Here is a 19,506-nt window from a genome sequence, read left to right on the forward strand (position 1 = left end):
TCCCCGGACCTAATCGTTATTTTTTTTTGAGGTTGCTGCGCCGAATATATATGCCAGGCACGATGTGACAAGTGTAAACGCGCCCTTGCTGAGCTCGGCAGCGCCTTTAGCTTCCACAGGTGCAAAGGCGCCCGCGACCCATACCATTACGGAGATTATGGCAATAAAGCCCGCAATGTTCGTTGGAGCGGATGCAGAGTAGCCCCACACTTTTCCGAGCCACCCAATCTTAAGTGCTTCCCGGCTCAGTTCATCGGCTTGTCTGGCTCGGTCGTAGAACTGTTCCTCAGCCCGTCCGCCCGCACCGGTTTTTGACGGTGCGGGAGCTTCAGCTGTGGGGTCGATAAGGACTTGGCCGATATTAGGTTCTTTGCGCTGATCCTGGCTTGAACTCATGCCACGATTCCGGACTGAGCTTTCTGAACGGCTGCGGAGAAATGCTCATCAATCGTCTCAAATGGGATGTCAACGCTTCTCATGCCTTCGTGCTCTTGCCAAGTTTTGTGCCATGGGCTCTCGGCAGAGTGAGTCATTTCAGAAAGCGCAATGCCTGTGAAGCGAGAATAGCTTCTCCAAACATTATCTAGAAATGCACGGATGTTTGGGTCGGCTGGAGGCGGAACCACAGCAAATCCGCCTGGCACGAAGTCGCAGGCTCTCGCCTTGATCGGGCCCGATCCAAAGCGCTTGAACTCGTGGTAGAGCGAAGGAATGACCGGACCGTACTGCCATGCCTCGACGGATTCATTAATCAGAGGCTGATGAACGTAGCCTGCATACCAGCCGTGAGCGTAGTAAACAAGCTTCTGCAGTTTCATAGGACTGATCTGCTCGCCGTGTTGCTCAGCAAGCTCTAGAAAATAGTTGGCTATGGATTTTGGGTTGTACATGGTGAAAGCCCTCCGTCAATCGCCATACCATAGTTTCTGCCCTTACCTACCAGCGATGGCTTGCTGAGCAGGTTGTAGCCTATGTGCTAATTGTGCACAGAGTATATGGGGGCGCAAATTATGAATATCAATTGCCTTGGCTGCAATAACTCCCTCAGGAGCCCAGATCAACAACTATGTGTTTGAAAAGGGCGATAGTCAGCAATGTGTTGAGATTGCTGGCCGTCGTTCAATCATCGATTGGACTTGCAAATCAAACCGAAATCTTCGCGTGATGTACAAAACCGAGTGAGTTTACCATCTGTATATCCGTACAGTAAAGGTGGTGTTCTCGAAGAAAAGGGGGCTAATGGGGCAAAAATGGGGCAATCCATACGCCAAACAATGCCATTTAATGCCAAGCGACGACCTATCTAGCTTATTCAAAAAAAGCCCCATAGCCCTTGTTTCTAGGGGCTGTAGGGCTTTTTTGCGTTAATACCCGAGCACAATCGGCGTGTGGGAGGACAGATCGGAGGTATTTTTACTCATCGGTATTCAGGCGGATTCGTTGAATGGGTGAAGCAAAGGAGCGCTGGGCTCGGCTTTTTGCAGATGGCGGCAAGGTTACCATGGGTGCCCCGGCCTCGCAGGCACCAAGGCGCTCCTGTGGTTGTCCGGTAAATGCATTACATATATGCAAATCAGCATTTGTCATTGCGCAAAAGATCAAGCAATATGCGTTCTATGCAAATACGCAACGTTTCTACTGTCTTAAGAGAGCTGCTGGATCGTGACGGAATCTCCCCCACGGAGCTTCACCGTCGCACCGGTGTGCCTCAATCCACCCTCTCGCGGATTCTCAGCGGGAAGATTGTCGATCCTTCGGATAAGCACATCTCGCGGATCGCCGAATACTTCCAGGTGAGCACCGACCAGTTGCGTGGGCGCGTGGATATCGCGCCTGCCCGGGCTGCTGCGCCCCGTGACGAGATTCATTCGGAACTCAAGGACATAAGCCTGTGGGACGACGATACCCCTGTCGATGACGACGAGGTGTCGGTTCCCTTTCTGCGCGAGGTTGAATTGGCTGCTGGATCAGGAAGATTCGTCATCGAGGAAAGCGAACGCGCCAGCCTGCGCTTCGGCAAGCGCAGCCTGCGGCACAACGGCGTGCAGTTCGACCAGGCCAAGTGCGTCACGGTGCGTGGCAACAGCATGTTGCCGGTGCTGCGGGACGGCGCCACGGTGGGCGTCAATGCCGGCAAATGCGCAATTGGCGACATCGTTGATGGCGACCTCTACGCGATCAACCACAACGGCCAATTGCGGGTGAAGCAGCTGTATCGCCTACCTACAGGGATCCGCCTGCGCAGCTTCAACCGCGATGAACATCCGGATGAGGACTACAGCTTCCAGGAGATCCAGGAAGAGCAGATCAGCATCCTCGGTCACGTCTTCTGGTGGGGCATGTACGCCCGCTAAGCCAGCCCTCTTGAACAAAGCCCGCCCTTGAGCGGGCTTTTTTTTGCCCGCGAAAAATCCCCAGCCCTTTGTTTATGTGTCTTCCATGCATTTCAGCAAATCTTGCGCATAAATAAATGCATTTACGCATTGACTGCATATGCATGGATGCATAATATGAGCCTCAAGCCGCGCAACAGCGGCTGCAAAGACGCTCTTTAGTGGCAAAGCAAAGGCAGCGATGAACCGGCCTCGACGGTTCAGAGGGTTGGCAACTGGCCCGGGTGTGCAGCGTAAAGCACCAGAAGCAGTTATCCGGCGGACAGGGTCGCGGTCGGAGGAACAATTTGAATGGGTCCGTACCGCACCAGTAGTGCCGAAAGACCAAGGTTTGCATTACTGAAAAGCCCGGGCGACCGGGCTTTTTGGAATGCCTGCCTAACGTGGGCCACCAACAGACAGGGACCCTTTGAAACATCGTTATCAGCCTTCTATCAACCGGCCATTTCGCTGGCCTCAATCCGCACGGGAGACGTGAATGACAAACGAGCAACAAGCGTTGCTGGACATGCCGATCTGGCTGGTCATCGTCCTGGCCCTGGTCGGTGGCGTTTCCGGCGAAATGTGGCGCGCCGACAAGGAGGGCGCCCGTGGCTGGTCGCTGCTGCGGCGCCTGGCGCTGCGCTCCGGGGCCTGCGTGGTCTGTGGGGTCTCGGCGATCATGCTGCTGTATGCCGCCGGCGTGTCGATCTGGACCGCCTGCGCCTTCGGTTGCCTGACCGCCATGGCCGGCGCCGACGTCGCCATCGGCCTTTATGAGCGCTGGGCGGCCAAGCGCATCGGGGTATGCGAACCGCCTTCCCGGGATTCCCATTCGGACCAGCCTTGACTCACCGGGCGGCTACCGCCCTCAACGCGGTCGTGCGCCCCGGGCTTTCGCCGCCGGGGCCGCTTCGGCCTGATTCTGGAAGCAGACAATGAGCGTACTGACGCAGCTACCCGAGGCCATCACGTCCACGATCAAGACGGCCATGCCGCATCTGCACAAGGTCGAGGCATTTCCCGAGACCGTTGATGGCTCCGCCGAGACAGCGATCTACTTTGCAATCACCGGCATGGACCCGGGAGCTGATCCGGGCGACGGCCGTAGTTGCCTGCGGGCGACCTTCCAGGCACGGGTGCGGGTTGACCCGAGCCTTGCGCAAGCCTCCTTGCAGGCGGTTGTTCTGGCAGCGCAGCTCATGGACCTGCTGCGTTGCCAGTACTGGAATCTTGATTCTGTCGATAGTGCGAAGGCGGTGTGGGCCAAACCAGCCGGTACGGCCGTGGATTCGGCGCCGAAAACCGAGTGGACCGTGCAATGGCAGCAGTCCATCTACCTGGGCCAGGAACAATGGCCCTGGCCCGATCAACCCCCGGGAACACTGGTATTGGGTTTCAGCCCCGACACCGGCCCCGGTCACGAGGGGCACTATCAGGCGCCGGAGCAGATGTCGTGAATTACGTCACCGCAACTCACGACCGAATGCTTTCTGGCCTGATCCTGCCTTGCGCTGTGGTCGGCGTGGACCTTGCCGCGGGCAGACTGCGGGTATCCGATGGCGCGGGCTGGACCAGCGCCTGGGTTCGCTGGCACAGCCAGGCCGCCGGCAAGGCCCGGCACTGGCGGGCGCCGAGCCTGGGGGAACAGGGCGTACTGATCAGCCCCAGTGGCGAGCCGGCGCAGGGCACCTTCGTTCCCGGCCTGTATGGCGATGCCGGTGCCCAGCCGGATAACCGCGAGCACGTCGAGGTCTGGCGCTTCGATGATGGCGGCTCGCTGGTCTACGACTGGCAGGCCAAGAGCTACAGCATCTCCCTGCCCAGCGGCACGGTGACGATTCAGGTCGGCACCAGTTCGGTCTTGGTGACGGACAGCAGCATTACCGGCAACGCCGACAGCATCACCCTGACGGGGGCAATCACCTTGAATGGCGAGGTGCAAATCAACGGTGCGAGCTTGAAGCACAACGGGGTGAATGTCGGCTCGACCCACATCCATCCGGGCGTGATGCCCGGCCCCGGAGCAACCGCTCCACCGCAGTGACGTCTTGGCGATCAACGCCGGCCACCCAACCTACAACGCCGATAAACCCGATCAATCCGCCGAATGCGGATTTTTGTACCCGGAGAAAAGCATGGCAATCCCGAAAAAAAAGCCCGGCCGCACGGCCACCAGTGGCACTGCGGTCTTTCGCGACACCCTCTACACCTCGCGCATTCTGATCCTGGCGGATGGCCGCGCGCTGTCGGTGGCCCAGGGCGAGGTATCGGTACCGGTCAGCGACACCCTCGCCCGAGGCTACCTGGAGCAGCACCCGGACTTTCAGTTGCAGGAGTAACACGATGATCGGAATGGATCGCCGTACCGGCTTGCCGCTGTCCGGCATCGAGCATTTGCGGCAGTCCATCGAGGACATCCTGACCACGCCCCTGGGCAGCCGGCGGATGCTTCCTGAATACGGCAGCAACCTGCGCCGTTATGTCGACTTGCCGGTGACCGGTGGCTGGAAAAGCGCGGTTCAGGCAGAAGTCGCCCGGGCGCTGTTGCGCTGGGAGCCCCGCTTGAAGCTGGAGCGGGTAAAGGTTGTAGCGGTGGTGGAGGGCCAGGTCAGTTTCCAACTGACGGGCCGCTACCTGGGTAATGACGCGGTTTTGGAGGTGACGGCATGAGCATGCTGGATTTATCGGCACTGCCGGCGCCGCAGGTGCTGGAAACCCTGGATTTTGAAGCGCTGTATCAGGGCAAGCTGGCGACCTTTCGCCGCTATATGGGCGACAACTGGACGGCCAATCTGGAAAGCGATCCGGTCACCAAGCAACTGGAGCTGTCGGCCTACGGCGACATGCTGTTGCGGGCCCGGGTCAACGATGCAGCCAAGGCGCTGCTGCTGGCCCATGCCCAAGGCACGGACCTGGATCAGTTGGCCGCCAACGTCAACCTGCAGCGCCTGGTGATCCAGGCCGGTGACCCGCAAGCGGTACCGCCTGTGGCGCAGGTCAAGGAAGCCGACGACGCACTGCGCGAGCGTGTCCAACTGGCCTATGAAGGCCTGACCACCGCCGGGCCGCGCAACAGCTACATCCTGCATGCCCGCAATGCCTCGGCCCGGGTGGCGGACGCCGAGGCCGAAAGCCCGTCACCGGCCTGCGTCACGGTTACGGTGCTGAGCCTGGAAGGTGACGGCGCAGCGGCGCCGGAACTGCTGGCGACGGTCGCCGCGGCCCTCAATGATGAGGACGTGCGACCGCTGGGGGATCGGGTCACGGTGAACAGCGCCCAGATACTGCCGTATCGCATCGACGCGGTGCTGCACATGAAAGGGCCGGGCCCGGAAAGCGATGCCGCCCTGGCAGAGGCCGAGCGCAAGCTGGCCGCCTGGGTCAACCCACGCCGGCGCCTGGGCATCGAGGTGGCGCGTTCAGCCATAGATGCCCAGCTGCATGTGGCCGGCGTGGCCCGGGTTGAACTGCGGGGTTGGCAGGACATAGTCCCGAGCAAGGCCCAGGCCGCGTATTGCACCGGCTACAGCGTTACCTTGGGGAGCTGATATGACCAGCCTGCTGCCAAGCAACAGCACACTCTTGGAACGCGCCCTGGAGGCGACCAACAGCAGCGACACCGCCACCATGTTGCGCACCCTGTACAACCCCTCGACCTGCCCGGTGCACCTGCTGCCACAGCTGGCCTGGGCCTGGTCGGTGGATCGCTGGGACCCGCGCTGGAGCGAGGCGGTCAAGCGCAATGCCATTCGCGCCTCGTTCTTCATCCATGCCCGCAAGGGCACCATCGGCGCTTTGCGCCGTGTGGTGGAACCGCTGGGCTACCTGATTGAAGTGGTCGAGTGGTGGCAGATGGCCCCCCAAGGCGAGCCAGCCACCTTTGCCCTGAAAGTCGGGGTGCTGGATACCGGCATCACCGAACAGATGTACCAGGAACTGACCCGGCTGATCGATGACGCCAGGCCGGTGAGCCGGCACATGACGGGCCTTGCCATCAGCCTGGAAACCTCCGGTGTCATCGGTTACGGCGCTTATGTGGACCAGGGTGAAGTACTCGACGTTTACCCCCCGACCCCTCGCGATATTGAAGTGATCGGCCGTTACGGCCAGGTCATGTGCATTGATGAAACAGACACCCTGGATGTGTACTCATGATCGATTCCAACAGTCAGTTCTTCGCCATCCTCACTGCGGTGGGCGAGGCGAAACAGGCCAACGCCACTGCCCTGGGCACGCCCTGGACCTTCAAGGAAATGGCGATCGGCGATGCCAACGGCACCGACCCCATCCCGAACAGAACCCAGACCAAGCTGATCAACGAATGGCGACGTGCCCCGGTCAATCAGGTGCGTACTGATCCGGCCAACCCCAACATCATCATCACCGAACAGGTGATTCCGCCTGATGTCGGCGGGCGCTGGATCCGTGAAATCGGCCTACTCGACGCAGACGGCGACCTAGTGGCGGTGGCCAACTGCGCACCAAGCTTCAAGCCCCTGCTGGCCCAGGGTACCGGCAAGACCCAGGTCATCCGCATGAACTTCATCGTCGCCAACACTGCGCAGATCGTGTTGAAGATCGACCCGGCGGTGGTGCTGGCGACTCGTCAATATGTGGATGACTCCCTGGTGGCAGCCCTTCCGGCGGATAAGGTTGCCGGCGCTTATCGGCAAGTCACTATCGATAAGCGAGGCATAGTTGTCAGTGGCACCAACCCCACAACGCTATCCGGTTATGGCATTGCTGATGCATTTACCAAGTCAGAGACCAGTTCAGCCATACAGCTTTCAAAGGAGAGCATCGTAGCGGCGGCGCCTGTTGCACTCGACACGCTAAAAAAGCTGGCTGGCGCAGTGGGCGATGACCCTGGCTTTTCAACGACAGTGACGAATGCGCTTGCCGGCAAAGCAGTAAAAGCCACCACTCTCGGTGGATATGGGATTACAGACGGGGTAACAAAAACTGACCTGGCGAGCGCAGTCAGCAATTTGCTTCCCACAACGGGTGGACGGTTGACGGGATCGGTATTGCTGTCGAGTGACAATAACGACTCGCCGGAGTTTGGCTGGGTGACGCCCACCTGTGACGCTCGCATGGATGTTCTAAATAACAACGTGAGGGTTTTTGCAAGTTATGGCGGTGAAACGTCAACACCGCTTCTTTTGAGTCTTGCCGACAGGACCGCCACCGTCTTTGGCAACTTGCTATGGAATACTGGCAACTTTGACCCGACGCGAAAAGCAGACAAAGCGACCACGCTTGCAGGATATGGCATCACTGATGCTTTACCGGCGAATCGGCTGATCTACTCTCCAAATGCCCCTAAACCCACTGAGGGTGCGGTCGGTACGCTTTGGCTGCAATACGAGGAGCCATGATGAACTTCCACGTAAAACTGGATGGCGGTTACCGGCCTGGTGTCATGCCTTATGTAAAGCTTGCAGACGGCTGGCGAGAGGGTGCGGAACTGTTCATCAAAACCGAAAGTGGGTGGCGCACGGTCTGGCGGCGAACGTTTGTGTTTATCAACACGGTGGAGCGAGCAGGTGCGAGCATTTTTGAGCTCATGGGCAGTCCCGCCAAAGCCCGCAATTATCTCTTTATCAATCGCGCAATGATCTACGGCGGTGGCGCTGGATACTCACTGAGAACGGGTGTATTTCCCCCAGGCTCCACACTGAAAATCATCAATGAACACTACATCCGTGGTGCGGGCGGCGCGGGGGCTTATCCTCCTCGCCCTTTGCCAGGTGCTACAGCCTTTGTTCTGGATTACCCAGCAACGTTGGACAACCGTAACGGGTACATTTTCGGTGGCGGCGGGGGCGGTGGGGATGCCTATTGGCCCAACGTACTGCACACCGGCGGTGGCGGCGGTGCGGGGCGTCCTGGTGGCGTGGGTGGTGGGATGTATCAAGTCTCGACTTACGGCTATGGCTATCCAGCGGCCGGCACTTTGGATGCTGGCGGCGCTGGCGGCTGGTACACCGCCGGGTGGAATGGTGGTGCCGGCGGAGCACCGGGCAGCCCTGGTGTCGGCTCGTCCAATCCCGCTGGTGCTGGCGGTTATTCGATTGAGAAAAATGGCAACAACTTGATCTTTGAAGCGGGCAACAGCCCTGATCGAGTAAAGGGGAATATCTTGTGAATGGATTTAAAGTTCTCTCTGTGTCGGCGACCGCTGGCACCATGCTTGTCGACTGGGGCGATGTGACGCTGAACCACTATATCCCCCAGGAGATTCTGACCACCCCCGATATCGATGCCGTGGCCTTGGCCCAAGTCATCGAGAGAATGCGCCCAGCTCCAGCTGTCGCCTTGGAGTTGCCTCAAGCACTCCAAGCAATGGTTGAACCTTCCAGCTTTGGAGACGATGAGCGACTCTGGCGTGCCGCGCAGTTGACGACGGTGACCTGGCTGCGCGATCGCCATTACGATCAGCTTGAAATGAAGGTATCCACCAATCTTTCGGAGCAGCAGTTCAACGAGCTTCTGATGTACATGCAATCCCTACGCGACTGGCCCCAATCTCCACACTTTCCACAAACCGAACACCGCCCCGCAGCTCCATCCTGGATCGCCGAACAAACCCGATAAACGCCCCGCACCGCCGGGGCGTTTTCTTTCCCGCTTCCCACTAATCAATCATCCCTACGAGCCCCCTTCACCCGGGGCTTTTTCATGTCTGGAGTTTATCCATGAGTGGTTTTTTCCACGGCGTTACTGTCACCAACGTCGACACCGGCGCACGCACCATCTCGCTGCCCACGTCTTCGATCATCGGCCTGGTGGATACCTTCACCGAAGGCCCTGACTTCAGCGCCAAGGCCAACGACCTGCTGCTGATCACCAACGAGCGTGAGGCCATTGCGGCCTGGGGCCCGGATGCGGCCATCACCAAGGCCTGCCAGGCCATCTACCAGCGGGCCAAGGCGGTGATCGTCGCTTGCGGCGTGGCCAAGGTGGCGGATGCGGCCGAGCAGACCTCGGCGATCATCGGCGGGGTGCTGGCCGACGGCAAGCGTACCGGCCTGCAAGCCTTGCTGGATGGCAAGAGCCGTTTCAACGCCCAGCCGCGATTGCTGGTGACCCCCAAGCACAGCTCGACCCAGGCGGTCGGTACTGCGCTGGTGGCCCTGGCCGACAAGCTGCGTGGCCTGGCGATCATCGATGGCCCCAACAGCACCGACGAAGCGGCCATGGCGTATGCCAAGCACTTCGGCGCCAAGCGCGCCTACATGGTCGACCCGGGCATTCAGTACTGGGACAACGGCGCCAGCGCCACCGTCGATGCGCCGGCTTCGGCCTGGGTCGCGGGCCTGTTTGCCTGGACCGACAACGAGTACGGCTTCTGGGCCTCGCCGTCGAACAAGGAGTTTGTCGGCATCACCGGCACTGCGCGTGCCATCGAGTTCCTGGACGGCGATGAAACCTGCCGCGCCAACCTGCTGAACAACGCCAACATCACCACCATCATTCGTGATGAAGGTTTCCGCCTGTGGGGCAACCGCACGCTCTCCAGCGATCCGAAGTGGGCCTTTGTCACCCGGGTACGGACCATGGACATCGTCATGGACGCGATCCTCTACGGCCACAAATGGGCAGTGGACCGCTCGATCACCGCGACCTACGTCAAGGACGTCACCGAGGGCCTGCAGGCGTTCATGCGTGATCTGAAGAACCAGGGCGCGATCATCAATTTCGAGGTCTACGCCGACGCCGAACTCAACACTGCCAGCCAGCTGGAGCAGGGCAAGGTGTACTGGAACATCCGCTTCACCGACGTGCCACCGGCCGAAAACCCCAACTTCCGCGTCGAGGTCACCAACCAGTGGCTGACCGAAGTCCTCGAACACACCGCTTAAGGAGCAGCAGCAATGGCAATGATTCCCGAAACCCTGGCGAACATGAACCTGTTCGTCGATGGCATCAGCTTTCAAGGCGACGTGCCGAGCCTGACCCTGCCCAAGTTGACCCTCAAGACCGAGGAACATCGGGTCGGCGGCATGGATGTGCCCGTCGAGCTGGACATGGGCATGGAGAAGCAGGAAGCCGGCTTCACCACCACCGGTGTGCGCCGCGAGTCGCTGAAGATGTTCGGCCTGGCCGATGGCAGCGGTTTCAACGGCGTGTTCCGTGGCGCCTTCAAGGGCCTCAAGGGCAAGGTCACGCCGGTGATCGTGACCCTGCGCGGCTTGCTCAAGGAAGTCGACATGGGCGATTGGAAATCCGGCGACAAGGCCGAGGTCAAGCACAACGTGGCCCTGACCTACTACAAGCTGGAAGTCGATGGTCGCTTGATCTACGAGATCGATGCCCTGGGCATGAAACGCGTGATCAACGGCGTCGACCAGCTCGCCGCCCAACGTTCGGCCCTGGGCCTGTAAGGAAAAAACATGTCTCAAGCAATCGACAAGACCCCGTCCTGGATGACCCTGAGCAGCGACAGCGTGGTGCTGGCGCTGAGCAAACCGGTGGAGATGAATGGCGTGGTCTGCGACAAGGTCACCTTGCGCGCCCCCACCGTGCGTGATGTGCGTGCGGCCAACTCCGGGGCTGCCGGCGATGATGAACAGCGCGAACTGATGCTGTTCGCCAGCCTGGCGCAAATCAGTGCCAAGGATCTGGAGGGCATGGCGCTCAAGGACTATCAGCGCCTGCAGGCCGGCTATTTTCGCCTGGTGCAAGACGACGAGCTTTGACCCTGCGGTGATGAAGATGGCGGCGAAGCGGCTCGCCAGCGAGCTGCATTTCGCCGCCGAGGAAATCATGACCATGAGGTTTTCCGACATGGTCTGGTGGCTCACGGATTGAGCCCGTCACCCAAGGAGCAGGAGAAGCAGATGGCGAACAAGCTGGAATCAGGGCTGGTGGTGGGTACCGCCCTCAGTTCGACGTGGGACGCCGCCTTCAAGACGGTGGAAGGCCGGATCAAGCAACTGGAGCAGCAGGGCAGCAAGGCCCGGGTACTGGAAAAGACCATTGGCCAGACCCTGCGCCTGCAGGATGAATGGAAAAAGGCCCATGACACCGGTGCTGCATCTGCCGCCGGGCTGTTGCGCCGGTTGGAACAGAGCCGTGATGGCCTGCGCCAGCAAGGTGTGCAGGTACATAAACTGCGTCAGGAATATCAGGCGCTGGGTAAGGTGGCCCGGGGCTCCGCTCTGCAGGCCGGGGGGCACCAGCAGATCGACCAGGGCAAGGCCGACTTCAAGGCGGCGTATGGCTTGGCCAAGGACGGGGTCGGCAAGCTGGCCATTCCGGTCAAGATCAATGCCGACTATCAGGCGCTGATCCGTGACATCGCGATCAAGGCCGGTGTGGCCAATCAACCTCAGGAAGCGCAGCTGAGCCGCAGCGTCGTTCAGACTTCACGGGAGACGGGAATGGCCCGCAACGAGGTGGCGGCTCTGGTGGGGCAGATGACTGACAAGGGCATGTCGCTGGACAAGGCGCAAGGTTACGCGGGGCTTGCGGCCAGGTTCGCGGTGGGGCAGGGCGCGGGTATCGAAGATACGTCGAACCTGATGCGGGCCCTTGAGCTGAAGGCCGGGATCAGCGACCCCAAGGTCATGGAGCAGGCCCTGGAGGCCATCGCCTTGCAGGGGCAGGCGGGCAATTTCGAGGCCGCCGACATGGCGCGCTTGCTCCCGGCGCTGCTCGAGAGCGCGAGCGGGGAGGGGCTCACCGGCATGGATGCGGTGAGCCAGCTGGGCTCGATGCTGCAAGTGCAGATGAACACCGCGGGCGGTGCTGATCAGGCCGCCGGTCAACTGCAGAACTGGATCGAGAAAATCGGTTCCAGTGAGGCGGTCAAGGCTTACGAAGATGCCGGCATTGATTATCAGGCGTCGCTGAACACCGGTATCCAGAAGGGTATGTCGAGCCTGGAGGCGAGCTTTGCCCTGGCCATGCGCTATGTCAGGGCCATCGACCCGGCCAAGGCCGCGAAGATGGCCGAGGCCCAGGCGCAGATCAGCAAGGAAACCGATCCGGCGAAGGCCAAGTCCATGCTCGAGGCTCTGGAAGAGTCCCTGCGTACCGGTGACCTGTTCACCGATATGCAGATCAAGGCGGCCTTGCTGGCTCACACCCAGGGCCGGCAGCAATACGAGCAACTGAAGAAGGACTCGTTGAGTGCTTCGGGGGTTATCGACAAGAACCTGGCCGAGCGTCGGCAAGCCTCCGCCCAGCTGTGGAAGGAAACCGCGCAGGCGGTCGACGGTGGCATGCTTGCCGTGGGGAAGGCCCTGCAACCGGCCACGGATCTGGTGGCCCAAAGCATCACGCTGGTGGTCGGCAAGCTGACCGAACTGGCGGAGAAGGCACCCTCATTGGTACTGGGGGTGACTGCCCTGGGCGCCGCTTATGTCGCGGTGAAAAAGCTGATGGCTGTCTACACCATTGGCAAGGGCCTGCTGAATGTCGCTCGAGGTTCACTGCAGGTTGGCCGCAAAATGGCGAAGCGCTCCTCTGGTGGCACTGCGAGCGGTATCGACTGTTGTGCGCCCATGCTCGATTGCGGCCCGGACAAAAAACGCCGCAAGGGCCGTGGCGGGCGCAAGACGCCCAGGCGCGAGCCTCGTTCGAGGGGCATGGGCAGCAAAGGCTTCAAGAGCCCTTTGACGCCCAGCGGCCTGGAGAGAGTGGCCAGAGGGGCTGCCACCTCTGGTGCCGTAATGAAAGGCGCCGGTTCCCTGGCCAAGGGAGTCGCGCCCTTGCTCAAGGGCGGTGCGATCCTTTCGGTGCTCGGTGCAGGCTTTCAGGTGGCGGACACTTACCTGAATGCCCAGACCCAGGATGAAAAAGCCGAAGGCTACGGCGAGGCGGCGGGCAATCTTGCCGGTGCCGCCGCGGGTGCAGCAGCAGGGGCGGCCATTGGCTCCGTGGTGCCGGTCATAGGTACTGTTATTGGTGGGCTGGTGGGCGGTGCACTGGGCGCCTGGGGCGGTTCGGCCGCCGGTGGCGCCTTGGGTAAAAAGCTGTTCGGCTCCGACGAGTCGCTCAAGCACTTGCCTGCAGCCGGCCCGCTGATGATGCGCAACGCTGGACAGAACATCCCGCCGGTCATGGGCGATATCGCCAAATCCTTCCAGAAAGGCCAGACGCCTCCGCTGATGGGGCAGGCGGCGCGCTCGATGCTCAGCCCATCGTCGTCTGCTGCGGCGCCGGCCACGATCACCGCGCCGGAGTCGCTCAAACCCCAGGTACCTCCAGTCATCGAGCAGCAGTTCAGCTTCGCGCCCTACTTGTCGATCTCGGTCCAGGGTGATGTGCGCGACCCCGCGCAACTGGCCCGGGAACTGGAACCCCACCTGCGCTGGCAGTTCGACGAGTTCAGCCGCCAGGCTGCCGCTCGCCAGCTGTTCGACGCCGCACACGTTTAAGGAGATCGCATGGCTTACATGGAACAGCTGCAATCGGGGCTGGGTTCCCTGGTGGCGGCAGCGGAAGCGGGGCGGCGCAGTGCTGATGAAATGCTCGGGCCCATGAACGGCGCCATCAGCGACATCAGCGGCGCCGCCCTGGAGCTTGAAAGCCTGCCCGTTGTCGGGCCGGCGCTGGGCGCCAAACTGCAACGCACGATGCGCAGTATCGGTGCGGCGCAGTCGGTGGTGGGGGAAGTCGCGGCCAAGTACAGCCAGGCAGTGACCGTGGCCGGGCAGATGCAGCAGCGTCTTGGCGCCCTGCAGGAACAGGTGGCCAAGGCCGGCGCGGCAATCAATCGGATCGGCGGGCAGATCAGTCCTTCCCTGGGCAACATCTTCCCGACCGCCGCATTTGCCGAACAGACCACTCCGGCGGCCGAGGCGGTGAAGCCCTTCGCGCACCTGTTGATCCTGCAACCGCTCGGGGCGGGCGCCCAGCCTTACTACTTCAACGTCGATACCGCAGCCTTCGAGGCGCTGCGCCGGCAGAGCGGATTCCGCTGGGCCGGTCAGGAGCGCTTGAGCCGCAGTGTCGCCCAGCAGGCGGTGGGCCAGGGTGAAGAGCGGATCTCTCTCAAAGGCACGGTGTTTCCCGGGTTCAAGGGCGGCCTGGGGCAGTTGCAGACCTTGCGCAGCATCGGGCGGCGCTTGCAGCCGCTGAGCCTGACCACCGGCTATGGCGAAGTGCTGGGCACCTGGTGCCTGACCAGCATCGAGGAAGATCAGAGCCACCTGCTGGCCGGCGGTATCCCGCGCAAACAAGGTTTTTCATTGGAGTTCGTAAGCTATGGCGACGACTTGCAGAACGTCTGACGGGGATCTGCTCGATACCTTGTGTTACCAGTATTACGGCCACCTCAACGGCTGTGTCGAGGCGGTGCTGGACGCCAACCAGGGGTTGGCCGACGAGGTACAGCCGTTTCGCGCCGGGCTGCTGATCCGGCTGCCGGAGCTGCCGGCCCGGGCCGAGGCCAGGGTCCAGCTATGGGATTGAGCCCCAACCCCTTTACCCAACCCCGTCGAGCACGGGGTTGGCTTTTTCTGGAGTACGGCACATGACCCCAGCGTTTCGCATCGTCGCCGATGGCCGGGACATCACCGCGCAGATCAACGACCGCTTGCTGAGCCTGCGCACCACGGACAAGCCCGGCCTGGAGTCGGATGAATTCGAGCTGCGCATCGATGACCGCGACGGCGCCGTGGCGCTGCCCCGGCGCGGCGCGAGCATTGAAGTGTTCCTCGGTTACGCCGGCCAGGAGCTGACTCGCCTGGGGCGCTACACCGTGGACGAAGTGGTGGTGAACGGGCCGCCCGATACGCTCGAGATCCGTGGCAAGGCCAGCGACATGCGCGGCAGTGGCAAGACCACCCGCAGCGGCAGTTGGGAGAACGTTGCGCTGCAGCTCATCGTCCGTGACCTGGCGGCGCGCAATGGATGGCAGCCGGTCTGCCCGCTCGCCATCAAGGTGCCGCGCATCGATCAGCTCAACGAGTCGGATTTCAACTTCATCACCCGCCTGGCCCGGCAATATGACTGCACCGCCAAGGTGGCCGAAGGCAAGCTGCTGGTGTTGCCCCGCCAGGCCGGACAGAGCGCCAGCGGCAAGGCCCTGAGGGTTGTCACCCTCGGGCGTGGCGATGTCAGCCGCTACCAGTTCCGCCTGAGTGACGGCAGCACCCACAAGGCAGTGCAGACCCGGCACCAGGACCCCAGGAGCGGAAAGCTGCGGGTCATCGACCTGGGGAACGATGGCTCGCCGGATGATTCGCCCGCCGTGCACACCGACCGCCACCTCTACCCGAACCAGTCTGCCGCCGAGCAGGCCGCCAAGGCGCGCCTGGCGGCCTTCAACCGCAGCACCGCCAGCCTGCGCCTGGACCTTGCGGGGCGCACCGATCTGTTCGCCGAGCGAATGATCAATGCCCAGGGCTTCAAGGCCGGGCTCGACGGTGACTATCTGGTGGACTCGGTCGAGCAGTTGTTCACCCAGGCCGGATGGACGACCACGGTCCAGTGCAACGGCGGCAAGCAAGGCAAGGCCAAGGCCAAGGGCAAGCCGCCCCAGGCCCGCAAACCCCTCAGGGTCGAGCAGCTTTGAGCCTTGATCCCTTTCCCCACTGACGGGGCAACCCGCCCACAGGAGTATTCATGAAACCAGGCATCACCCTGGCGATCCGGCATTTTCTCCGGACCTTGATCGTCGGCTGCAGCTTGCTGCTGGCCGCTGCCGCCCATGCGGCACCCTTTGTCCTGGCCTATACCGACGGCCAGGTCGAAGCGTCCTACAGCAATCTGCAGGCGTTCCACCGCAACCTGTCCGCCGTCGGCCTGGGCAGCACCTACGGCCTGACCGTCACCGGCAAGCTGCATCAGGACGGCATGAACGAAACCACGCAGAACATCATCCGCTTTGCCAAGAGCCAATCCCTGCCGCTGTACCCGACTGTTTCCGACTACAACGAAGACATCGGCGCCTTCGACCCGGCTATTTCCCACTCCATCCTCAACGACCGGGCGTTGAGCGCCGGCACCGTCAAGCAGTTGGTCAAGCTGGCCAAAGAGGGCGGATTTGCTGGCATCAACCTGGACTTCGAGAAGGTCGAACCCAGGAATCGCGCCGCGTTTTGCGCCTACGTCAAAACCCTGGGCAACGCCCTGCATGCCGGCAACAAGAAGCTGATCATCAGCATCCCGCCCAAGCTCAGCGACACCGAGCCTGAGTACCTGCAAGGCTACGACTACAAGGCCCTGGGCGCGGCGGTGGACTACTTCCAGGTGATGACCTACGACCAGGTCGGGCCGGGCTGGAGCAGCGGCGGCTTTCACAATGAAGCCTGGCCCGGCCCCGAATCGGGCTTCGACTGGCAGCAGGCGCTGCTCAGTTACGCCGTTTCCCGAGTCCCGGCGAGCAAGGTCCTGGCGGGGCTGCCCGCATACGGCCAGGACTACAGCATCGGCAACCGGGTGCACTGGTCGGCCTATCAGGAAATCATTGCCGAGCACCGGGCAGCCACTCATCGGGATGCCGCTTCTGCGACGCCTTATGCCACCTGGGGCCCGGTCAAGAGCTTCGCCGATGGCGTGGAATGGACCCCGGAACGAGCGCAACCCGTGCTCTGGTACGACGATGCCGCCAGCATCAAGACCAAGACCGCCCTGGTGACCAGGTTGGGCCTGGGCGGCACCAGCGTCTGGGCCATGGGCTATGAAAATGCCGAGTTCTGGGCTGCGCTGCAGTCAGGGCTCAAGGCCAGCAATGAGCTCTTGCCGACCGGGCGGGAGTGACTGGCCGGATGGGCTCTGGAGCTGGCTGCCACAGATTCTGCAGCACGCCTGGGGCCGTGATTCCAGGGCGCTTTTGCGAAACCCGTCTCGACGGGTTTTTTCATGCCCGGCAGAAACAAGCCTCACCGCAGCCTCATCCCGTTCCAGGAGCCTTGTCATGAAACTCACGGCTGTTCTCGATCAGCTACAAGCACAGTGCCCGAGCTTTACCGGGCGCATCATTGTCGGCACCCATGCCGATTCTGCTTCGGGCGTTGGTGCGCCAATGCCAGTCGCCTATCTGGCGCCCAGCAACGATCTGGCCAGTGCCAGCGCCGGGCAGAACATCATTCGCCAGACCATCCGCGACCGCTTTGACGTGGTCCTGGCGCTTGGCGCCGCCGAGCCTGCAAAAGCGCTGAATCCGCTGCACGACCTGCGCGCCGAACTCTGGCGCGCCCTGGTCGGTTTCAAGCCCGGCACCGAGTACAACCCGATCCAATACGACGGCGGTGAACTGGTGTCGTTCGACGCCACCCGCCTGCTCTACCGCCTGCGCTTCTTCGCCGAGTTCCAGCTGGGGCGCAACCTGCCCGGCCAGCCGGCGGAAACCTGGCATGAGCGTGAACTCGACGGCTTGCCGTCCTTGACCGGGGTCACGGTGCAGGTCGATGCCATCGATCCGGCGGACCCCAATCTGCAACGCCCAGGGCCCGACGGGCGCCTGGAGCTGACTTTTTCAGGAGAGCTGAAGCAATGAGCAAACGCATCACCGTGCTGCCGGTCGCCGGCCGCGCCGTACCGGACCCGGAAGCAGGCGATCTGCTGCCCGCTTCCGGCCGTGAAGTGTCGGACAGCGCCTGGTGGCGCCGACGTCTGGCCGATGGCGATATCACTAGCAAAGCCGTGAAAGCGGCGAAATCTCAAGGAGCCAAATAATGGCGATCGGTTTCAGCAATATCCCGGCGGACATCCGTGTGCCGCTGTTCTACGCCGAGATGGACAATTCGGCGGCCAATAGCGCGTCCTCGGCCATGCGCCGTCTGATCGTCGCCCAGGTCAACGACAACCAGGCTGGCGACGATCTCGGCAAACTGGTGCTGGTGTCCAGCGTGGCCCTGGCCAGGAGCATTGGCGGCCAGGGCTCGATGCTCGCTTCGATGTACGAAACCTGGCGCAAGACCGACCCGGTGGGCGAGATCTGGTGCCTGCCGCTGCACAGCACCGAGGGCAGCGTGGCCAAGGCCGAGCTGAAGATCAGCGGTAGCGCCGGCGCCGCCGGCCTGCTCAATCTGTACGTCGGTGGGGTGCGGGTGCAAGCCTCCATCGTCAGCGGCGCCAGTGCCGCACAAGCGGCCAGCGCCCTGGCCTTGAAGGTCAACGCTGCAGTAGATCTGCCGGTGACCGCCACCGCGGCCGAGGGCACTGTGACCCTGAACGCCAAGTGGACCGGCGACAGCGGCAATGACATCAGCCTGCAACTCAATCGCCTGGGCAAGAGCAATGGCGAAGAGACCCCGGCGGGCCTGACCCTGGTGCTGGGCAAGATGGCCGGCGGCACCGGTGTGCCGGATCAGGTCGCGGCGCTGGCCGCGCTGGGCGACGAGCCGTTCGAGTTCATCTGCATGCCCTGGACCGACACCGCCAGCTTGAATGCCTGGCAAGCGGTGATGGACGACAACACCGGCCGCTGGTCCTGGGCCAAGCAGCTGTTCGGCCATGTCTACAGCGCCAAGCGCGGCACCGTCGGCACCCTGGTGGCGGCCGGCCAGGCACGCAACGACCAGCACATCACCATCCAGGCCCTGGAAGGCGGCGTGCCGCAACCGGTGTGGGTCCAGGCCGCCGCCCTGGCGGCGCGGACTTCGGTGTTCATCTCCGCCGATGCCAGCCGCCCGACCCAGAGCGGCAGTCTGCCGGGCGTCGACCCGGCGCCGGCCAGCGAGCGCTTCACCCTCACCGAGCGCCAGTCGCTGCTCAGCTACGGCATCGCCACCGCCTACTACGAAGGCGGCTACATGCGCATTCAGCGGGCGATCACCACCTACCAGAAGAACGCCTACGGCCAGGCCGACAACTCCTACCTGGACAGCGAAACCATGCACCAGTCGGCGTTCATCGTGCGCCGCCTGCAAAGCGTGATCACCAGCAAATACGGGCGCCACAAGCTGGCTGCCGACGGCACTCGTTTCGGCGCCGGCCAGCCGATCGTCACCCCGAGCACCATTCGCGGTGAGCTGATTGCCCAGTACGCCAAGCTGGAGCTGGAGGGCCATGTGGAGAACGCCGAGCTGTTCGCCGAGCACCTGATCGTCGAACGCGATGTGCAGGACCCGAGCCGAGTCAACGTGCTGTTCCCGCCGGACTACATCAACGGCCTGCGGGTGTTCGCGCTGCTCAACCAATTCCGCCTGCAGTACGACGCGGCGGCCTGAGC

24 protein-coding genes are annotated in these 19,506 nt (G+C 62.2%); 22 read left to right on the forward strand and 2 right to left on the reverse strand.

Features of this window, described 5'->3' with window-relative positions; translation table 11 throughout:
* Window positions 1-9: 9 nt before the first annotated feature.
* Together AC1RMG_RS09430 and AC1RMG_RS09435 are read right to left on the reverse strand one after the other, a co-directional pair.
* Window positions 10-396 carry a hypothetical protein gene (locus tag AC1RMG_RS09430; RefSeq protein WP_493169075.1) on the reverse strand — a complete coding sequence of 129 codons (387 nt, stop codon included), beginning with the start codon at window positions 394-396 and terminating at the stop codon, window positions 10-12.
* Entirely contained in the window at window positions 393-890 is a 498-nt protein-coding gene (locus AC1RMG_RS09435) for a Panacea domain-containing protein (RefSeq protein ID WP_493169077.1), read from the reverse strand. Before AC1RMG_RS09435 ends, AC1RMG_RS09430 begins: the two co-directional genes overlap by 4 nt.
* A gap of 717 nt (window positions 891-1,607) precedes the next feature.
* Here AC1RMG_RS09435 and AC1RMG_RS09440 point away from each other — a divergent pair.
* The 22 genes from AC1RMG_RS09440 (at window position 1,608) to AC1RMG_RS09545 (ending at window position 19,504) form a co-directional block, all read left to right on the forward strand.
* A complete protein-coding gene (locus AC1RMG_RS09440; RefSeq protein ID WP_019093195.1) occupies window positions 1,608-2,354 on the forward strand; it encodes a LexA family transcriptional regulator in 747 nt (248 codons plus the stop codon).
* 517 nt (window positions 2,355-2,871) lie between these two features.
* Window positions 2,872-3,222, forward strand: a complete 351-nt coding sequence (locus AC1RMG_RS09445) for a phage holin family protein (RefSeq protein WP_011059558.1) — start codon at window positions 2,872-2,874, stop codon at window positions 3,220-3,222.
* 88 nt (window positions 3,223-3,310) lie between these two features.
* Window positions 3,311-3,832, forward strand: coding sequence for a hypothetical protein (locus AC1RMG_RS09450; protein WP_161466254.1), 522 nt, complete (start codon window positions 3,311-3,313; stop codon window positions 3,830-3,832).
* Window positions 3,829-4,419: a phage baseplate assembly protein V gene (locus AC1RMG_RS09455; protein WP_077933419.1), complete on the forward strand. Its 591-nt coding sequence runs from the start codon at window positions 3,829-3,831 to the stop codon at window positions 4,417-4,419. The genes AC1RMG_RS09450 and AC1RMG_RS09455 overlap by 4 nt, the downstream gene beginning before the upstream one ends.
* Window positions 4,420-4,510: 91 nt before the next feature.
* Window positions 4,511-4,714, forward strand: a complete 204-nt coding sequence (locus AC1RMG_RS09460; RefSeq protein WP_248765280.1) for a hypothetical protein — start codon at window positions 4,511-4,513, stop codon at window positions 4,712-4,714.
* A 4-nt stretch (window positions 4,715-4,718) separates the two neighbouring features.
* Window positions 4,719-5,045 carry a GPW/gp25 family protein gene (locus AC1RMG_RS09465; RefSeq protein WP_015634349.1) on the forward strand — a complete coding sequence of 109 codons (327 nt, stop codon included), beginning with the start codon at window positions 4,719-4,721 and terminating at the stop codon, window positions 5,043-5,045.
* Entirely contained in the window at window positions 5,042-5,923 is an 882-nt protein-coding gene (locus AC1RMG_RS09470) for a baseplate assembly protein (RefSeq protein WP_053156560.1), read from the forward strand. The genes AC1RMG_RS09465 and AC1RMG_RS09470 overlap by 4 nt, the downstream gene beginning before the upstream one ends.
* 1 nt (window position 5,924) lies before the next feature.
* Complete coding sequence (locus AC1RMG_RS09475; RefSeq protein WP_493169080.1) at window positions 5,925-6,530, forward strand: phage tail protein I; 606 nt, start codon at window positions 5,925-5,927, stop codon at window positions 6,528-6,530.
* A complete protein-coding gene (locus tag AC1RMG_RS09480; protein WP_125062639.1) occupies window positions 6,527-7,753 on the forward strand; it encodes a phage tail protein in 1,227 nt (408 codons plus the stop codon). Before AC1RMG_RS09475 ends, AC1RMG_RS09480 begins: the two co-directional genes overlap by 4 nt.
* Window positions 7,753-8,523 (forward strand): hypothetical protein, encoded by a 771-nt coding sequence (locus tag AC1RMG_RS09485; protein ID WP_125062640.1) that lies wholly within the window; start codon window positions 7,753-7,755, stop codon window positions 8,521-8,523. Before AC1RMG_RS09480 ends, AC1RMG_RS09485 begins: the two co-directional genes overlap by 1 nt.
* On the forward strand, window positions 8,520-8,972 hold the full coding sequence (locus AC1RMG_RS09490; protein WP_493169083.1) for a hypothetical protein: 453 nt from the start codon (window positions 8,520-8,522) through the stop codon (window positions 8,970-8,972). The genes AC1RMG_RS09485 and AC1RMG_RS09490 overlap by 4 nt, the downstream gene beginning before the upstream one ends.
* A 101-nt stretch (window positions 8,973-9,073) precedes the next feature.
* Complete coding sequence (locus AC1RMG_RS09495) at window positions 9,074-10,240, forward strand: phage tail sheath subtilisin-like domain-containing protein (protein ID WP_053156567.1); 1,167 nt, start codon at window positions 9,074-9,076, stop codon at window positions 10,238-10,240.
* A 12-nt stretch (window positions 10,241-10,252) separates the two neighbouring features.
* Window positions 10,253-10,762: a phage major tail tube protein gene (locus tag AC1RMG_RS09500; RefSeq protein WP_015634355.1), complete on the forward strand. Its 510-nt coding sequence runs from the start codon at window positions 10,253-10,255 to the stop codon at window positions 10,760-10,762.
* A 9-nt stretch (window positions 10,763-10,771) separates the two neighbouring features.
* Entirely contained in the window at window positions 10,772-11,077 is a 306-nt protein-coding gene (locus tag AC1RMG_RS09505; protein WP_015634356.1) for a phage tail assembly protein, read from the forward strand.
* A 141-nt stretch (window positions 11,078-11,218) separates the two neighbouring features.
* Window positions 11,219-13,762 (forward strand): phage tail tape measure protein, encoded by a 2,544-nt coding sequence (locus AC1RMG_RS09510; RefSeq protein ID WP_493169086.1) that lies wholly within the window; start codon window positions 11,219-11,221, stop codon window positions 13,760-13,762.
* Between the two features lie 9 nt (window positions 13,763-13,771).
* Entirely contained in the window at window positions 13,772-14,617 is an 846-nt protein-coding gene (locus tag AC1RMG_RS09515; protein WP_015634358.1) for a phage tail protein, read from the forward strand.
* Complete coding sequence (locus tag AC1RMG_RS09520; RefSeq protein ID WP_015634359.1) at window positions 14,592-14,798, forward strand: tail protein X; 207 nt, start codon at window positions 14,592-14,594, stop codon at window positions 14,796-14,798. The genes AC1RMG_RS09515 and AC1RMG_RS09520 overlap by 26 nt, the downstream gene beginning before the upstream one ends.
* A 61-nt stretch (window positions 14,799-14,859) precedes the next feature.
* Window positions 14,860-15,903, forward strand: a complete 1,044-nt coding sequence (locus tag AC1RMG_RS09525) for a phage late control D family protein (protein ID WP_169892694.1) — start codon at window positions 14,860-14,862, stop codon at window positions 15,901-15,903.
* A 50-nt stretch (window positions 15,904-15,953) separates the two neighbouring features.
* The gene (locus AC1RMG_RS09530) at window positions 15,954-17,090 is read left to right on the forward strand and encodes a glycosyl hydrolase family 18 protein (RefSeq protein ID WP_152685990.1); all 1,137 of its coding nucleotides are present in this window, start codon (window positions 15,954-15,956) and stop codon (window positions 17,088-17,090) included.
* 157 nt (window positions 17,091-17,247) lie between these two features.
* Window positions 17,248-17,829, forward strand: a complete 582-nt coding sequence (locus AC1RMG_RS09535) for a phage tail terminator protein (RefSeq protein WP_493169089.1) — start codon at window positions 17,248-17,250, stop codon at window positions 17,827-17,829.
* Window positions 17,826-18,008 (forward strand): DUF2635 domain-containing protein, encoded by a 183-nt coding sequence (locus AC1RMG_RS09540; RefSeq protein ID WP_011059562.1) that lies wholly within the window; start codon window positions 17,826-17,828, stop codon window positions 18,006-18,008. Before AC1RMG_RS09535 ends, AC1RMG_RS09540 begins: the two co-directional genes overlap by 4 nt.
* Window positions 18,008-19,504 (forward strand): phage tail sheath subtilisin-like domain-containing protein, encoded by a 1,497-nt coding sequence (locus AC1RMG_RS09545; protein WP_401028466.1) that lies wholly within the window; start codon window positions 18,008-18,010, stop codon window positions 19,502-19,504. Before AC1RMG_RS09540 ends, AC1RMG_RS09545 begins: the two co-directional genes overlap by 1 nt.
* Window positions 19,505-19,506: the final 2 nt, after the last annotated feature.

The organism is Pseudomonas sp. GW822-FHT04H02 (genome assembly GCF_058800645.1).

What these genes read in the sequence shown, in the direction of transcription:
- AC1RMG_RS09440 (WP_019093195.1), top strand. Translation starts at nt 1,608, where the DNA reads ATGCGTTCTATGCAAATACGCAACGTTTCTACTGTCTTAAGAGAGCTG.
- AC1RMG_RS09540 (WP_011059562.1), top strand. Translation starts at nt 17,826, where the DNA reads ATGAGCAAACGCATCACCGTGCTGCCGGTCGCCGGCCGCGCCGTACCG.
- AC1RMG_RS09505 (WP_015634356.1), top strand. Translation starts at nt 10,772, where the DNA reads ATGTCTCAAGCAATCGACAAGACCCCGTCCTGGATGACCCTGAGCAGC.
- AC1RMG_RS09485 (WP_125062640.1), top strand. Translation starts at nt 7,753, where the DNA reads ATGAACTTCCACGTAAAACTGGATGGCGGTTACCGGCCTGGTGTCATG.
- AC1RMG_RS09435 (WP_493169077.1), bottom strand. Translation starts at nt 890, where the DNA reads ATGTACAACCCAAAATCCATAGCCAACTATTTTCTAGAGCTTGCTGAG.
- AC1RMG_RS09520 (WP_015634359.1), top strand. Translation starts at nt 14,592, where the DNA reads ATGGCGACGACTTGCAGAACGTCTGACGGGGATCTGCTCGATACCTTG.
- AC1RMG_RS09535 (WP_493169089.1), top strand. Translation starts at nt 17,248, where the DNA reads ATGAAACTCACGGCTGTTCTCGATCAGCTACAAGCACAGTGCCCGAGC.
- AC1RMG_RS09515 (WP_015634358.1), top strand. Translation starts at nt 13,772, where the DNA reads ATGGCTTACATGGAACAGCTGCAATCGGGGCTGGGTTCCCTGGTGGCG.
- AC1RMG_RS09445 (WP_011059558.1), top strand. Translation starts at nt 2,872, where the DNA reads ATGACAAACGAGCAACAAGCGTTGCTGGACATGCCGATCTGGCTGGTC.
- AC1RMG_RS09460 (WP_248765280.1), top strand. Translation starts at nt 4,511, where the DNA reads ATGGCAATCCCGAAAAAAAAGCCCGGCCGCACGGCCACCAGTGGCACT.
- AC1RMG_RS09545 (WP_401028466.1), top strand. Translation starts at nt 18,008, where the DNA reads ATGGCGATCGGTTTCAGCAATATCCCGGCGGACATCCGTGTGCCGCTG.
- AC1RMG_RS09495 (WP_053156567.1), top strand. Translation starts at nt 9,074, where the DNA reads ATGAGTGGTTTTTTCCACGGCGTTACTGTCACCAACGTCGACACCGGC.
- AC1RMG_RS09470 (WP_053156560.1), top strand. Translation starts at nt 5,042, where the DNA reads ATGAGCATGCTGGATTTATCGGCACTGCCGGCGCCGCAGGTGCTGGAA.
- AC1RMG_RS09480 (WP_125062639.1), top strand. Translation starts at nt 6,527, where the DNA reads ATGATCGATTCCAACAGTCAGTTCTTCGCCATCCTCACTGCGGTGGGC.
- AC1RMG_RS09430 (WP_493169075.1), bottom strand. Translation starts at nt 396, where the DNA reads ATGAGTTCAAGCCAGGATCAGCGCAAAGAACCTAATATCGGCCAAGTC.
- AC1RMG_RS09510 (WP_493169086.1), top strand. Translation starts at nt 11,219, where the DNA reads ATGGCGAACAAGCTGGAATCAGGGCTGGTGGTGGGTACCGCCCTCAGT.
- AC1RMG_RS09475 (WP_493169080.1), top strand. Translation starts at nt 5,925, where the DNA reads ATGACCAGCCTGCTGCCAAGCAACAGCACACTCTTGGAACGCGCCCTG.
- AC1RMG_RS09450 (WP_161466254.1), top strand. Translation starts at nt 3,311, where the DNA reads ATGAGCGTACTGACGCAGCTACCCGAGGCCATCACGTCCACGATCAAG.
- AC1RMG_RS09465 (WP_015634349.1), top strand. Translation starts at nt 4,719, where the DNA reads ATGATCGGAATGGATCGCCGTACCGGCTTGCCGCTGTCCGGCATCGAG.
- AC1RMG_RS09530 (WP_152685990.1), top strand. Translation starts at nt 15,954, where the DNA reads ATGAAACCAGGCATCACCCTGGCGATCCGGCATTTTCTCCGGACCTTG.
- AC1RMG_RS09500 (WP_015634355.1), top strand. Translation starts at nt 10,253, where the DNA reads ATGGCAATGATTCCCGAAACCCTGGCGAACATGAACCTGTTCGTCGAT.
- AC1RMG_RS09525 (WP_169892694.1), top strand. Translation starts at nt 14,860, where the DNA reads ATGACCCCAGCGTTTCGCATCGTCGCCGATGGCCGGGACATCACCGCG.